Annotated in this window: 11 protein-coding genes; all 11 read right to left on the bottom strand. The window is 74.1% G+C overall.

All coding sequences use genetic code 11. The annotated features are described in order from the left end of the window. Positions 1 to 33: 33 nt before the first annotated feature. On the bottom strand, positions 34 to 5,514 hold the full coding sequence (locus tag ADL05_RS25080; RefSeq protein ID WP_053619471.1) for a biotin carboxylase N-terminal domain-containing protein: 5,481 nt from the start codon (positions 5,512 to 5,514) through the stop codon (positions 34 to 36). A gap of 280 nt (positions 5,515 to 5,794) precedes the next feature. Further along, the gene (locus tag ADL05_RS31320; RefSeq protein ID WP_197285927.1) at positions 5,795 to 5,965 is read right to left on the bottom strand and encodes a hypothetical protein; all 171 of its coding nucleotides are present in this window, start codon (positions 5,963 to 5,965) and stop codon (positions 5,795 to 5,797) included. 93 nt (positions 5,966 to 6,058) lie between these two features. Next, entirely contained in the window at positions 6,059 to 6,451 is a 393-nt protein-coding gene (locus ADL05_RS25075; protein WP_053619470.1) for a hypothetical protein, read from the bottom strand. A gap of 147 nt (positions 6,452 to 6,598) precedes the next feature. Further along, the gene (locus ADL05_RS25070; RefSeq protein ID WP_053619469.1) at positions 6,599 to 8,029 is read right to left on the bottom strand and encodes an NADH-quinone oxidoreductase subunit N; all 1,431 of its coding nucleotides are present in this window, start codon (positions 8,027 to 8,029) and stop codon (positions 6,599 to 6,601) included. Beyond that, the gene (locus tag ADL05_RS25065) at positions 8,026 to 9,540 is read right to left on the bottom strand and encodes a NuoM family protein (protein WP_053619468.1); all 1,515 of its coding nucleotides are present in this window, start codon (positions 9,538 to 9,540) and stop codon (positions 8,026 to 8,028) included. Before ADL05_RS25065 ends, ADL05_RS25070 begins: the two co-directional genes overlap by 4 nt. A 3-nt stretch (positions 9,541 to 9,543) precedes the next feature. Then, a complete protein-coding gene (locus tag ADL05_RS31995; protein WP_053619467.1) occupies positions 9,544 to 11,811 on the bottom strand; it encodes a proton-conducting transporter membrane subunit in 2,268 nt (755 codons plus the stop codon). Then, complete coding sequence (gene nuoK, locus ADL05_RS25055; protein ID WP_053619466.1) at positions 11,808 to 12,176, bottom strand: NADH-quinone oxidoreductase subunit NuoK; 369 nt, start codon at positions 12,174 to 12,176, stop codon at positions 11,808 to 11,810. The genes ADL05_RS31995 and nuoK overlap by 4 nt, the downstream gene beginning before the upstream one ends. Then, complete coding sequence (locus ADL05_RS25050) at positions 12,173 to 12,736, bottom strand: NADH-quinone oxidoreductase subunit J (RefSeq protein WP_053619465.1); 564 nt, start codon at positions 12,734 to 12,736, stop codon at positions 12,173 to 12,175. Before ADL05_RS25050 ends, nuoK begins: the two co-directional genes overlap by 4 nt. A gap of 8 nt (positions 12,737 to 12,744) precedes the next feature. Beyond that, positions 12,745 to 13,674, bottom strand: coding sequence for a complex I subunit 1 family protein (locus ADL05_RS25045; RefSeq protein ID WP_053619464.1), 930 nt, complete (start codon positions 13,672 to 13,674; stop codon positions 12,745 to 12,747). Next, positions 13,667 to 14,986: a hypothetical protein gene (locus tag ADL05_RS30810; RefSeq protein ID WP_156366027.1), complete on the bottom strand. Its 1,320-nt coding sequence runs from the start codon at positions 14,984 to 14,986 to the stop codon at positions 13,667 to 13,669. The genes ADL05_RS25045 and ADL05_RS30810 overlap by 8 nt, the downstream gene beginning before the upstream one ends. Further along, positions 14,977 to 15,327, bottom strand: coding sequence for an NADH-quinone oxidoreductase subunit A (locus tag ADL05_RS25030; RefSeq protein ID WP_053619461.1), 351 nt, complete (start codon positions 15,325 to 15,327; stop codon positions 14,977 to 14,979). Before ADL05_RS25030 ends, ADL05_RS30810 begins: the two co-directional genes overlap by 10 nt. Positions 15,328 to 15,409 lie beyond the last annotated feature (82 nt).

Raw genomic sequence — 15,409 nt, 5'->3', positions numbered from 1 at the left:
CGGACGTACCGCGACCGGCCCCCACTCACCGCGTTACCGCTTCAGGCCCTTCTCGATGGCCTCGATGATCCGCGGCCGCATCTCGGCGGCGCTGATGATCGCGTCCACCGAGCCGACCTCGACCGCCCGCTGGATGCTGTGCACCGCGTCGAACTCCGCGGCCACCTCGCCGAGCTTCTCCGCCCGGACCGAGGACTGGACCTCGGCCAGCTCCGCGTTGAGCGCGGCCCGCTCGGCGCCGCTGGTCTCGGAGACCCGCGCCTGCAGCCCGGTCACCCGCTCGTCGGTCGCGGTGCGGTTGTTCACCTCACCGGCGAACACCACGGCCGCGGCCGGTGCACCGCCGAGCACCGAGGCGAACGACCCCTCCAGCGCCAGCACGGTCATGTTCGGGTTGAGCGCCTTGGAGAAGACGACGAAGGCGCCGCCGTGGTAGCGGGAGATCACGCAGAAGACGATCGGGCCCCGGAAGTTGACGATCGCCCGGCCGATCTCCGCGCCGTACTCCAGCTGCAGGTTGCGCATGGACTCCGGCGAGCCGTCGAACCCGGACAGGTTCGCCAGCACGACCAGCGGCCGGTTGCCCGAGGCCGCGTTGATCGCCCGCGCGGTCTTCTTCGACGACCGCGGGAACAGCGTGCCCGCGGTGTAGGAGTCCGGGCCGTCGGTGGGCGGGAAGCCGCGCCGGGCCACCGACCGCGACTCGATGCCCACCAGGCACACCGGGCGCCCGCCGATGTGCACGTCCTGCACCGCCGAGGTCTCGGCGTCGGCCATGCCCGCCCAGCGCTCCAGCACCGGGTGGTCCTGGTCGGACAGCGCGCGCATCACCGTGCGGATGTCGAACGGCTTCTTGCGGTCCGGGTTGTGCTCCGCGGAGAAGATCTCGCCGACGGTGCTGAAGTCGCTGTCGGCGATCTTGTGCGGGAACGTCGAGACGTCGCGGTCGACCGGGTCGTTCGTCCCCGCCTTGCGCGGGTCGTCCTCACCGGGGACGACGTAGGTGTGGTCGTAGTGCGACATCAGCACGTCGCGGGCGGCGGGCAGGTTGGGCGCCCAGTACTGCGCCTGGCCGTTGGGGCCCATGACGCGGTCGTAGCCGCCGATGCCGAAGTTGTCCTCGGCCGAGACGCCGCCGGAGAAGTCCAGCGACTGCTTGCCGGTGAGCACCATCGCCGAGTCCGGTGTCATCACCAGGATGCCCTTGGTGTGCATGAGCATCGTCGCCTCGGCGTTCCAGTACGGCTGCGCGCCCACGGTGATCCCGGCGACCACGATGTTGATCTCGCCGCCGTCCTGGGTGAACTCCACGATCCGCTTGAGCGCGGCCGCGACCCAGTCCATGTTCTCCGTGCCCGAGGACATCGAGATCCGCGCGCCCGCGGAGAGCGCGAACCACTCCAGGGGGACCCGCATCCGCTCGGCGAGGTCGATCGCGGCGATCACCCGTGAGCACTCCGGTTCCGAGAGCGCGCCCAGCGCCTTGGTCGGGTCGCCCAGCAGCACCACGCGGGTGACGCCCTCGGGGTGGCGCTCGGTCGGGGTCGTGACGACGCCCGCCACGATCGCCGCCGAGTTCTGCCCCTTGGGCCGGTCCACCGGCACCAGACGGCCGTGCTCGTCCAGGTCGTGCTCGACGAAGCCGCCCCGCGGGCCGGCCAGCATGCCGGTCAGCTCGTAGGGGTAGGCGGTCCCGCGCCGGGCGGCGCGCAGCACCTTCAGGCGGTAGTCGTCCAGCGGGCGCACCGGTTCGGTCGACGGCTTGTCGACGTGCAGGCGCGCGCCGTGGCCCGGGTCGAACGTGATCCGCACGGCGACCTCGGTCAGCTCACCGGCCGCGTTGCGCTGGCGGGCCACGAACTGGACCTCCTCCAGCCCGGCCCCGGCCGTGGTCGGCAGGATGCGCTGGACCAGCGCGTCGAGCTCGTCCAGGCTCAGCTCGGTCGGCGGCCAGACGTACATCATGATCCGGTTGGTGTCGAACCGCTTGTTGCGCGGGCGCCGCGCCTGGATGTTGCGGATCGAGTCCAGGCACGCGGTGATGGTGTCCTCCACCGCGGGCAGGGCGATGAGGCGCCCCTCGGCGTCGCGCAGCGGCGTCAGGTCGCGGACCTGGCCCAGCGCGAACAGCCGCTCGTCGGCGGGGTTGCTGTGCGCCACGGCCTTGAACAGGTAGATCTCCTCGTCCGCCGAGGGCAGACGCGTGAGGTCGAACTCCCGGAGCCGCTCCAGCTGGAGCTTGCGTGCGATCTGCGGGTGCAGGCCGCGGATGAGCCGGTCCTCCGCCAGGCCCCCGTCCTCGGAGCGGAAGGTGAAGTGGTGGTGCATGACCGCGCCGTTGGTACCGGCCACGGTGGTGGTGACCCGATTTACGTTCGCGGGCAGCGGGTGGTCGGCGAGGATCTGGCCGAGCCGCAGCGCCATGGCGTCGGCGTCGGGCTGCCCCTCCCACCGCAGGTACACGTCGGCGACCAGGGCGTGCTCGGGGTCCCGCGCGGCGACCGCGCCGATCGCGGCGATGGCGTCGGGCAGCGCGGCGAAGTCGACGGCGGTGGCCGCCACACCGGTCACACCGTCGGAACGGGTGTGGCGCGCGGTGACCAGCGGGCAGCCGGTGGCCTCGCTCGACGCGACCTCGGACAGCCCCCGGTTGCCGTAGTAGCGGCGGGTCAGCACCTCCAGCAGCGCCGCGTGGTCGCGTCCGGGCCGGCCGATGCGCTGGCCGATCAGCCGGACGAGCGGCTCGGAGCTGGCCACCATGGACTGGATCCGCTCGGCGCGGTCGGCCGCCCGCGGGTCGCGGTCCAGCCGGCGCAGGTCGTCGCGTACGGCGGCGTAGACCTTGGCGCGGTTGCGGCGCAGCAGCGGCTGGGTGAACCAGCGGAACACCACGCCGCGGGCCAGGTCCGACACCGAGGGGAAGCGCACCTGCGTGGCCTCGACCAGGTGCTCCAGGGTGAGGCCGACGGGCTCGCTGAGCGAGTCGACGGGCGGTGCGTCGTCCAGCCACCGCAGGAGCAGCTCCGAGACCACGGCGACGTGGGAGCTCATCTGCTGCTGGGCCAGGAAGATCCGGAAGACCGCGGCCTCCAGCTCCGGCGTGCGGTCCAGGCCGGTCACGCCGTAGTGGGCCAGGACCTTGGTGAGCTTGGCCTGGAAGCTCTCGCTGAGCCCGGCGCGCTCGGCGTCCAGGCTCTGCAGGTAGCTGTGGAAGTACTCACGCGGGCTGTGCACCTGGGAGTCCGGGGTGACGTCGGGCTCACCGCCGGGCCTGTTGCGGCTCAGCTCGGACAGGTCGGCGAACACGGTGAGCACGTCCAGCTCGCCCGCCAGCGGCGACGCGCCCAGCTCGGCGCGCGCGGCCAGGTAGTCCGAGAGCACGTCCTGGCGCACCTCGGGGGTGGCGTCGAAGCCCAGGAACAGGCTCCGCAGGTCCTGCAGGCCGCGTTCGACCCGCTCGGCCGCGGACGGCACGGGCATCGCGGGCAGCTCGATCTCGACCGTCTCGACGGCCGCCTCCGCGGTCTCGTCGCCCTCCTCGGGCAGTGGTTCGAGGCGCATCAGCGGCGCGCCCGTCTCGATCTGGCTGCCGACCGACACCGGGCACTCGCGCACGCGGGCGCGGAACGGCGCGCGCAGCACCGTCTCCATCTTCATGCTCTCCAGCACCAGGATCGGCGCGCCGGACTCCACGGCGTCGCCGACCGCCAGCGGTGTGGCCACGACCAGCGCGGGCGCGGGCGAGCGGACCACGCCGCCCTCGTCGCGGCTGATGCGGTGGGTGACGCCGTCCACCTCGACCAGGTGGATCGGGCCGTGGGTGGCCGAGACCACCCGGAACCGGTGGCCGTTGACCACGATCTGGCCGCTGTGCGCGTCGAAGCGCTCGACCTCGACGTCGGCGGGGTGCGTGTCGCCGCCGCCGGAGACGCCCACCCGGAAGCGCTGGTCGCCGAGGCGGGCCACGCTCACCCGGTAGCCGACGCCGCGCAGCTTGAGGTCCAGCGGGCGGCCCGGGTCGTGCTGGACCTGCGGGCGGCCGCCGTGCGCGGTGGACAGCAGCTGCGTGCGGCTGATCTCCTCCTCGTCCTGGTAGGCCTCGATGGCGGCCGCGGCCAGGGCGATCGCGGAGTGGCGGTGGTCGACCAGGCGCCCCTCGGAGCGCACCCGGTCGATCCAGCCGGTGTCGGCGCTGCCGTCGATGACCTCGGGCTGGTCGAGCAGGTCCAGCACGAAGCTCTTGTTGGTCGCGCCGCCCTCGATGATCACCGTGGTCTCGGCCATCGCGCGGCGCAGCCGGCCCAGGGCCTGCTCGCGGTCGCGGCCGTAGGCGATGACCTTGGCGATCATCGAGTCGAAGTCGGCGGGGATCTCGTCACCCTCGCGCACACCGGTGTCCACGCGGATGCCGGGGCCGGTCGGCAGCACCAGCCGGGAGATCCGTCCGGGGGAGGGGGCGAAGTCGCGGTCGGGGTCCTCGGCGTTGAGCCGGGCCTCGACGGCGTGGCCGCTCTCGCCCGGAAGCGGTCCCTCCAGCCGTCCGCCGTCCGCCACGTGCAGCTGCAGGCGGACCAGGTCGGTGCCGGTGGTGAGCTCGGTGATCGGGTGCTCGACCTGGAGGCGGGTGTTGACCTCCAGGAAGGCGAACAGCCGCTCGCCGGGGTGGTAGAGGAACTCGACGGTGCAGGCGCCGCGGTAGCCGACGGCCACGGCCAGGCGCTCGGCGGAGGTCTTGAGCTCGGCCACCTGCTCCTCGTCCAGGACGGGGGAGGCGGACTCCTCGATGATCTTCTGGTTGCGCCGCTGCACCGAGCAGTCGCGCACGCCCAGCGCCCACGCCGTGCCCTGCCCGTCCGCGATGACCTGCACCTCGACGTGCCGGGCGCCGGTGACCAGGCGCTCCAGGAAGACCACCCCGGAGCCGAAGGCGCGCAGGGCCTCCTGGCTGGTGCGCTCGTAGGCGTCGGCCAGGTCCTCGTGCGAGGTGACCTTGCGGATACCGCGCCCGCCGCCGCCCGCGGTCGCCTTGAGCATCAGCGGGTAGCCGATCCGCTCACCGGCGCGCAGGGCGTCGTCGAGGGTGGCGACCTCGCCGCGGCTCCACGGCGCGACCGGGACCCCGACCTCCTCGGCGATCAGCTTCGCGCCGATCTTGTCGCCGAGCTTGCGCATGGCCTCCGCGCTCGGTCCGACGAAGGTGACGCCGACCTTCTCGCAGAGTTCGGCGAAGGCCGGGTCCTCGGCGACGAATCCCCAGCCGACCCACGCGGCGTCGGCGCCGGTCTCGACCAGGGCCCGTTCCAGGACGGCGAGGTCGAGGTAGGGGCGCGCCGAGGCCGGGCCCAGCGCGTAGGCGTGGTCCGCTTCGCGCACGAACGTCGCGGTGCGGTCGGCGTCGGTGTAGAGGGCGACGGTCTCGATCCGTGCCCCTGTTTCCGCCGAGAGGTCCCGGACGGCGTGGATGAGCCGCATGGCGGCCTCTCCACGGTTGACGATCGCAACACGACTGAACATCGACTCTGTCCCCCAAGTCCCAACACACGGAAGGCGACGCCCGGGCCCTGGACGCCGCCTGCACCTTCTTACACCTTCCTCGGTGCCCGCCTGTTTCAACAATGGGGCGCTTCGCCCATCCCGCCTCGGCTGTGTTGTGGGAACCCCACAAACGACCACCGCGTCGTGAGCCCCGGGGCGAGACTTCTCACAGCCGCCGGGCGGGAGGGCGCCGGAACGGTCGTCGGACACGGGCCGCCGGAAGGCCCTCACGGCTCCCGGCGGCCCGACGGCGCGCCGCTCACTCCTCCTCGAAGTCCTCGCGGCGGACGGCCTCCTCCGCCATCCTGTCCTGGAGTTCGGCTTCCATCTCCCGCCGCGTGTCCGGCCGGGCCGGGTCGTCACTGTGGTCCTCGCGCACGACCTGGTCGGTGTCCGTGGTCTTGGGCTTGGACTCCTCCGGGAAGCTCATGGGACACACCCCCTCGGATACGAACGTCGGAGACCGCCCCCTACCCGGCACGACCGCGGGCGACACATCCCGGTCGGCGGCTTCGACGCCTGGTCAGAGGGCGTCGACACCGCCGGGCCCGAGGCGGAGGCGGCGACGGCCGGGCCGGGTCTCGACGGTTTCCTCGAGGTGGACGAGAAGGAGCGACATCGCGGCGCGCATCGGGGAGGAGCCGCCCATGGCCTCCTGGGCGTCGGCGGCGATGCCGCGCAGGTGGCGGCCGAGCGCGTGCGGGTCCACGTGCAGTTCGAGCGGCGGGTCGAAACGCTCCGGGGCGTCGTCGCCGAGGCTCCACCCGCGGTGGATCCGGACGGAGGACCGGCCCGGCCCCGCGGTCGCGCGCACGCCCTCGTCGGCGAGCGCCGCGACGAGTTCGTCGTACAGTTCCTCGTCCGTGAGGCCGTCGATGGCACCACCATGGCCGCACGGACGTCCGGGGCTCTCCATGGTCCTCACCCTTCCCGCCGAAGGGGGCACGAACCGTCGCTGCCGGTCGGCTCCCAGGCCCGCTGCTCCGCTGCCCCGCTCGCTGCCCTGTGCCGGGGACCCGAGGGTCTGGGGCAGGGCTCCCGGGGCCGGAGCTTCGCTCCGTGCTCAGAGGAGGTCGAGCAGCGGTCCCGCCAGGACGCCCATGGCCAGGGACAGGGCGGCCAGGGTGAGGGCGGCGCCGGTGCTCGTCCGCCGGGCGGGCGCGGCCACGGGCGCGGCGCCCGCGCTCTCCCCGTCGGTGTTCGGTGCGGCGCGGAAGAGCGGGAGCACCCAGCGCAGGTAGTAGAACAGGCTCGCGACGGTGTTGACCGCGGCCAGTACCACCAGCCACACGAGACCCGCGTCCAGCGCCGCGGCGAAGACGGTGAGCTTGCCGACGAACACCGCCGTCGGCGGCGTCCCCACCAGGCCGAACAGGCACACCACCAGGCTGAGCGCCAGCCACGGGCGGCGGTGGAAGAGCCCCGTGTACTGCTCCAGGGTCCTGGCCGCCGGGAGGGCGCACACGACGGCGAAGGCCCCGAGGTTGGTCACGAGGTAGGCGGCCAGGTAGAAGAGCAGCCCCGGCCGTGCCAGTGCGGCCGTGCCCCCGGCCGCCGCCACCGCCATCAGCAGGTAGCCGACCTGGCTGATGGCGGAGTAGGCGAGCAGGCGCCGCGCGTCGGTCTGGAAGAAGGCCCCCAGGTTGCCCAGGGTCATCGACGCGGCGGCGAGGACGGCGCACAGCAGCGCCCAGTCCAGCGGGCCCGGAGCGATCACCTCGTCGCCCAGCCGGTACAGCGCCGCCAGCGCCCCGATCTTGGGGACCGTGGTGACGAAGGCGGCGACGGGGGCGGGCGCGCCCTCGGTGACGTCGGGGACCCAGAAGTGGCCGGGCACGCCGCCGGCCTTGAACAGCAGCCCGGCCGTGACCGCGACGGTGCCCGCCGCCACCAGGGCACGCGGGGCGTCCGGCAGGGCGCCGGCGAGCGCCGCGTAGCCGGTCGTCCCTCCGGCGCCGAGCAGCAGCGCGGTCCCGGTGAGCAGCACGATGCCCAGCAGTGCGCCCATCAGGTAGAACTTCAGGGCGCCCTCGGTGCCGCCGGCGTCCCTGGCGAACCCGGTCAGCGCGTACAGCGGGATGCTCGCCAGCAGGTAGGCCGCCGCGAGCACCAGCAGATCGCTCGCCCCGGCCAGCGCGATCGTGCCCAGGGCGCCGAGCAGCAGCAGGACGTAGGACTCCGACTCCCGGGGGTGTCCGGAGAAGGAGTCGCCGGCCAGCAGCACCGCGACCAGGACGCCGACGAGCACGGCCACGCGCACGGCGTGTGTGCTCACGTCCACCGCGAAGCCGCCGGTGACCGTGTCCCCGGTACGCACCCAGGCGGTGAGCGCGGCGGCCAGCGCTCCCGACAGCGCGGCCACCACGCACAGCCGTACGGTCCACTGACGCCGGCGGGGCGTCCAACTGCCCAGGAGCAGGGCTCCCACCGCCGCGAGCGCCAGCACGGTCTCGGGCACCAGCATCACCGGGTCGACGTGTCCCGCTCCGCTCATCGGATCACCAGGGCCACGAGCGCCCGGGACGCGGGTTCGACCAGGTCGAGCAGGAACCGCGGGAAGACGCCGATGACCACGGACAGCACCACCAGTGGCGTGATCGACACCAGCTCCCGCGCGGAGAGGTCGTCGGTCCGCGCGTGCTCGGGGATCCGGCGGTCACCGGTGAACAGCTGCTGCAGCGCGCGCAGGTAGAGGGCGGCGGTGATGAGGATGCCGAGGAAGGCGATCGCGGCCGGCACGGGGACGAAGGACAGGCTCCCCGTGAAGATCTGGAACTCGGCGATGAAGCCGGACAGGCCGGGCAGGCCCAGCGAGCCGAACGCCGCGACCGAGGTCAGCGCCGCCAGGAGCGGCATGGTCCCCGCCAGGCCGCCGTAGGACGCCATCCGGTAGGTGCCGCCCCGGTCGTGGAGCGTGCCCGCCAGCAGGAACAGCGCGCCCGTGAGCAGACCGTGGCTGACCATCTGCGTGACGCTGCCGGTGACGGCCAGGGCGGCGGCGCGCGCCCCGTCCGCCGTGGCGAGTCCGGCCGCGCCGAGCCCGAGCACGATGTAGCCCATGTGGTTGACCGAGGTGTAGGCGACCATGCGCTTGAAATCGGTCTGGGCGAGCGCCACCAGCGCGCCGTACAGGACCGAGACCACGCCGACGACCACGAGGACCATGGCGTACTCGCGCCAGGCTCCGGGCAGGATCGGCATCGCCACGCGCACGAACCCGTAGGTGCCCATCTTCAGCAGCACTCCCGCGAGGATCGCCGATCCGACCGCGGGCGCGTCGGTGTGCGCCGGGGGCAGCCACGTGTGGAAGGGCACGGTCGGCGTCTTGATCGCCAGGCCCAGGCCGATGGCCAGCAGGACCAGCCCGGCTGCGGGTCCGCCGTCCTCCAGCGGGGGCCGGCGCGTCAGTTCCACGATGTCGAACGTGTGCGGGTCCGCGGCGAGGTAGAGGCCGAGGAAGCCCAGGAGCAGCGCCAGCGAGCCGAGGAAGGTGTACAGGAAGAACTGCAGTGCCGAGCGGGCGGCCCGGCCGTGCCCCCACCCGGCGATGACGAAGTACATCCCGACGATGGACAGGTCGAAGAAGACGAAGAACAGCAGCAGGTCCAGGGCGCTGAACAGGCCCAGCGAAACGGTCTGCAGGAACAGGAAGAGGACGGCGTGGGCGCGGGTCCGCCGCCGCTGCCGCAGCGAGTACACGGCGCAGGCCAGGAAGAGGACCGCCGTCATCGCCAGCAGCGGCAGCGACAGCCCGTCCACCCCGATGTGGTAGCCCGCCCCGACACTGGGGATCCAGCGCAGGTGCGTCTCGTAGGCGAAGGCGCCGACCGCGCCGGACTCCCGGCCCGCGGCGGCCGGATAGCGCGCCCACAGTGCGATGACCAGGGCCAGGTCCAGTGCCGCCACGGTGACCCAGGTCCAGGCCACGAGGCTCTCCCGCGGGCGGGGAAGCGCGAGCAGCACCAGGCCCGCGAGCAGGGGCAGGAACACGGCGACGGAGAGCACGCCTCACCTCATCAGGACGAAGACGGTGGCCAGCACGAGGATCGCGACGACGGCCTGGGCGTAGTACTGGTGGAGGAGGCCGGTCTGCGGGCGCAGGGCCCAGGCGGCGGCGGTCCGCGCCGCCGAGGCGACGGCGCCCACCGACCGGTCGGCGGCGGCCTCGACGCGGTCGCGGATGGTGTCGGCGGCGGCCAGGCCCAGACGGGCACCGGCGCGCACGGCCCCCGCGACCACCCGGTCGTCGAAGGAGGACAGGCCCCGCGCGGTCGTCAGGACCGACTCCGCCCCGGTCCGCGCCCCGACGGCGATCACGCGGTCGTCGACGGCGGCCAGGGCACGCGCGAGCGCCATGGCGGGCCGGACGACGACGCCGCGGACCAGGCGCTCCAGGCCCAGCCAGTCACCCGCCCACCGGCCGACCGGGTGGGCCCGGAGCGCGGATACGGCATGGGCGCCCTGCCGGAGGCCCGCCCCGGACGAGGCGTCCCGCCCGTTCCCGTCCTCCCCTCGGGTTCGTGCGCCCTCCCCGCCCACCGGTTCGGCACTCCGCTCGGCCTCGCCACGCGCTGGGGCTCCGGCGCGCGCGGAGCTCCGGGCGAAGACCAGACCGGCACCGAGCAGCACCGTGACACTCACCAGTGCCGACACCGCCATCTCCCAACCGGCGGGACCGTGCTCGCCCGGCACGTCCAGGAGCGTGCGCCACCACTGCGCCGCCCCGGGGAGAGCGAGCACGCCCAGTCCCACGGCACCGACGGCCAGGGCGAGCAGCGGCCCCGAGAGCGGCGGCCGTCCCCAGCGCGACGCGCGCGCGGAGGACTGCTCCTCCGCCGGGAACGAGACCTGTGCGGAGGACGGTTCCTGGGGGGAGGACGAGACCCGGCCGGAGGACGGCACCTGTCCGGGGGACGGCTCTTCCGTAGCACGCCCGGCCATGGGTGCGCCACGGTGCACGTCACCGTCGTGCCCCTCATGTTCCTCGTGTCCCTCGCTGCGCCGCCGGGAGCGGGGGAGGGGCGGTGCCCACACCGCCACCAGGGCCTTGGCCGCGTAGCCCGCGGCGAGCGCGGCGGCCACCAGCCCCAGGACGTACAGGGCGGGCGAGCTCCGCAGCGCTGACGCCAGCACCACGTCCTTGGCCGCCCAGATCCCGGTCGGCGGCACTCCCGCGACGGCCAGCGCCCCCGCCGTGAAGGCGATCCCCACCACGGGGTGCCGCCGCGCCGCTCCCCGCAGCCCCTCCAGGTCCCGCGCCCCCAGCGTCACCAGCCACGCCCCGGCGCACAGGAACAGCAGGCTCTTGGCCGCCGCGTGCGCCGTGAACTGCAGGCTCGCGCCCGCCACCCCGCCCGCGCCCGCTCCCAGCACGACGAAGCCGATCTGCGCGCAGGTCGAGGCGGCGAGCAGCTGTTTCAGGTCCGACTGCGCCAACGCCACGACCCCGAGCAGGACCGCCGTGGCCACCCCGGCCCACGCCACGAGCGGCCCCGCCCACCCCGTGGCCGCGAGCGCGGGCTCCACCCGCACCAGCAGGTAGCCGCCCGCCGCGACCATCGTCGCCGAGTGCAGCAGCGCCGAGACCGGGCTGGGGCCGGCCATCGCGTGCGAGAGCCAGAAACTGAACGGCAGCTGGGCCGACTTGCCGAGCGCGGCCAGGACCACCCCGGCCACCGCCGCGTCCCGCCAGGGCCCCTCCATCCCCGCGAGCCCGGAGAGCTGGAGCGCTCCGGCCCCGCCGGCGAGCGCGGCCCCGGCCGCCAGGTACAGGCCCAGGTCGCCCGCGCGCGTGGTGAGGAAGGCCGTCCCGGCCGAACCGACGCGCCCGGACTCGCGCCACCAGTACCCGATGAGGGCGTAGGAGACGGCGCCCATGACCTCCCACGCCGCGAGCAGCACCAGCAGGCCGGTCGCCGTCACCGTGACGAGCATCGCGGCGGCGAAGAGCGACATGAACCCGAAGAAGCGCGCCCGCGCCTCGTCCGGGCCGAGTTCCCCGGCCGCGAACAGCACCACGGCCAGGACGACCGCGGTGACCGAGACGACCATGACGGCCGAGAGCCCGTCCACGGCCAGCCCGGCCGGGATCCCGGCCAGCGCCGGAACGGCGGCGGCCGGACGCGTCGCGGCCACGACTACGCCCAGCGCGAGCCCGACGACCGCCGAGGCGACGGCACACGGCGCGGCGACCGCGTCGGCGCGCCGACCGCCCACCAGCAGCGCCGCGCCGGTCAGGGCGGGCAGGGCCACGAGCGTCCACAGCGCCGCGGTCACCGGTCACGCTCCCGGTCCTGTTCGCGGTCCCTCTCCCGGCCCTCCTCCTGGGCCCGTCCGCGGTCCCCGAGGTCGTCGGCCGCGTCGACCATGTCGATGTCCCGGGCGCGGAAGATCGCCGTGGTGACGGCGAACCCGACCGCCATCTCCACGGCCATCGCCGTGATGGCGACCAGAACGAGCACCTGGCCGTCCGGCCGTTCGGGGGAGACGAAGAACCACAGGGCGCCCGCGGCGACGATGACCCCGTTGATCATCAGCTCCAGCCCCATCATGACCATGACGACGGACTGCTGGCTCAGCGCGCCGAACAGCCCCACCGAGAACAGCGCGGCGGCCAGGAGCAGGAACGCCTCCAGGGTCATCGGCCGACCCCTCCGCGGATCGGGTCGTCGGGGCGGGGGCGGCGCAGGTCGTCGCCGTAGCGGTCGTAGCGTCCGCGCGGGGTGGACAGCACCACCGAAGCGACCATCGTCGCGAAGAGCACCATGCCCACGAGCATCATGACCAGCATGTGCGGGCCCATGATCGCCTCGGCCAGCTGCAGGGTGGGATCGCCCGGAGGAGAGCCCTCGCGGGCGGGCCAGGGGACCAGGAGCACCCCCGCGGCGAGGACGGCGAACGTCACGGCCGCCACCGTGAGCGCACCGGCCTTGTTGTGCACCATGCTCATCGGCATGAGCCCGGCCGGGTTCATCATGTACATGATCATGAAGACGACCATCACCATCATCTCCATCACCATCATGAGGACCACCAGCACGCCGAGGTAGGACAGCCCCAGCAGCAGGAGCGGCACCGCGGCGAACAGGAACGACGCCAGCAGCGCGAAGGTCGCCCGGGCCATGGAGTCGACCACGAACACCGCGACCCCCGACGCCACCGCGCCCAGAGCGCAGACCACGAACACGACCGTCTCGGCCATCGCTCCTCCTATCGGGCCAGTACGAGTACGGAGACGACCAGGGCCTGGAGCAGGCTCAGCGGGAGCAGCACCATCCAGCCCACCTCGGTGAACCGGTCCATCCGCACCGTGGGCACGCGGTGACCGATCCAGACCAGCAGGCCCAGCACCAGCGCCGTCTTGAACAGCGACCACGCCCAGGCGGGCAGGATCGGCCCGGCGCCGCCGCCCAGGAACAGCGGCACCGCCATCGCCGCCACCACGGCCAGGAGCATGTACCGGCCGGCGAGCAGCACCAGGCGGTCGACACCGGTCGGCTCCGCGCTCGCCCCACCGGCCAGGTCCCGCCCCACGGGCGCGTCGAAGGGGCCCCAGAACGCCATGGCCAGCGCCGAGACCAGGTAGACGGCGAAGGCCGCCGGCATCAGCACGGCGAACCACACGCCCTCCTGCGCCGCGACGATGTCGCCCACCCGCAGTGATCCGGCGCCCAGGGCGGCCGTGATGAGGGCGAACATGTGCGGAAGTTCGTACGACAGCCCCTGGATCAGGAAGCGGTAGCCCCCGACCAGCCCCCAGACGGAGTTGGCGCCCCAGCCGAGCAGCCACACGGCACACCAGGCCAGCACCTCCATGGCGTTGAACCACACGACGCCCACGGACAGGTCGCTCACGGCCGTCGACCCCAGCGGGACCACCAGCGCGGCCAGTGCCGCGGCCACGGGCAGGAGCGCCCCGCCCAGGCGCCACAGCAGTGCGTCGGCTCCCGGCACGGTCCGCCGCCGCTGCACGAGCAGCCGCGCCGACTCCCGGGCCGGGACGGCGAGCGCGGCCACGGGCGCGGTCCCGGCGGCGCGCGCGTGGAGCAGGGCGGACCCGGCCGCCGCGGCGTAGGCCAGCACGCCCACCAGCACGAGGAGGGTGAGCAGGCTCAGCGGTGACGCGTCGCCCTCAACCATGGGACCGTCCGGGAACGTGCGCGCGCAGCGCCTCGGCGTCGGGGTCCAGCGAGGCGACGGTGAGCCGCACCGCCGCCAGTTCCCGCCCCGTCACGAGCGAGGGCAGCAGGTCCAGCGCCGCCTCCGCGGCCTGCGCCCGTGAATCGCTCGCGGGCCGGTCCCGACCGGCCGCGTCCGACACACCGGGCGCACCGACGGCCGCCTCGACACCGTCCAGCAGGCGCGCCCACCGGTCGGTGACGTCTCCGCGCAGCGGATCCGGCGCGCTCCCGCCGATCCGGCCGAGCCCGTCCGTGGACCAGCGCAGCACCCGGGATCGGCGCACCCGGCGCAGCCAGCGGAGCACTCCGCGCCGTGTCGGCTCGCCGGGGCCGGGCTCCGCGAGCAGTGCGTCGCGCCACCGCCGCCCGGCCTCGGCGGCGGCCGACCATCCCGCGACGGCCAGGAAGCGCTGCGCCGAGTCCAGGTCGGCGGCCGGGCCGGGGACGTCCCAGAAGGCCGAGGCCACGGCGGTCCCGCCGACGATCTCCGCCTCCGCCTCCTGCACGACGTCCCCCTGGAGGGTCAGCCGCAGGCGCAGCCCCGCGGGCCAGTCGGCGAGCGCGGGCCCGAGGTGGACGTGGAGCCGGTCGAGCCTGAGTCCGTCGCGGTCCGGACCCCGGTCGGCCATGGGGATCCCGCCGGGCATGGACATCCCTCCATGGTCGTGCCCGTGCCCGTGGCCGTCGTCGCTGTCGCCGTCCCCGCTCCCATGGCCGTGACCGTCGTCCTGGCCCGCGCCATCGCCGCCGCCGTTCCCGTGTCCGTCACCCTGGCCGTGCCCGCCGTCCGCGTCGCCGTGGTCGTCACCGCCCCCTTCACTCTTGCCGTCCCCGCCCCCCTGGGCGCCTCCGTCCCCAGGACTCTCATCGCGGCCGTGCCCAGCGTTGCCGTGTCCGTCGCCGTCGCTCCGCTGTGCGCGCTCGCGCGCTCGGGCGTCGCGTTCGGCGGCCTGGCGGCGCTGCCGGTCGACGTCCAACAGGTGACCCCGCGCCGAGTCCAGCAGCGGGGCGGCGCCGTCGCCACCGGCCACGCGCACGCGGGCACGGGGACCCGGCATCTGCTCCCACACGCGCTCGACCGCGTCCGCGAGTTCGGCGTCCTCGGGGCCGCAGACCACCAGGAGGTCGGCCTCGCCCGGAGCCGCGGCCTGCCGCCAGCCGCGTTCGCGCAGCTCCCGTTCGACGGCCACGCGCGCGCCCGTGCCGCCGACCGCGGTGACGACGAACGCGCACGGCCGGGCCCGGGCCAGCAGCCATCCGGTCACGTCCACCGGAACGCCCCCTCCCGCCAGGCGTAGACGACGGCGGCCATCAGGACGGCCAGGAAGGCGAACATCTCCACGACGGCCGTCGCGCCCGTGCTGACCACGACGAGCACCCACGGGTACATGAAGACCATCTCCATGTCGAAGGCCAGGAAGAGCATCGCCACCGCGTACCAGCGCACGTGGTAGCGCGACACCGCGTGCTCGGACACCGCCCCGCCCGACAGGAAGGGACCGCCGGACACGGGGGCGCGTCCGAGTCCGACCACCGCGGCCAGGCCGTGGACACACAGGAGGAGGGCGCCCATGGCCAGGGCGAGGGCGAGCGCCGCTCCGAATCCCTCCATCGTCCCCCTAGTGATGCCGACGCTCACGCTAGGGGAGGAGGCCGCCCGAAACCAGGAGCAACGCGCCGACCACGGAGCGCGG

It is taken from the genome of Nocardiopsis sp. NRRL B-16309 (assembly GCF_001279585.1).
Classification (GTDB): Bacteria; Actinomycetota; Actinomycetes; order Streptosporangiales; family Streptosporangiaceae; genus Nocardiopsis.
Note: the sequence above shows the minus strand (reverse complement) of the source record. Positions and strands in the feature narration are given on the sequence as shown.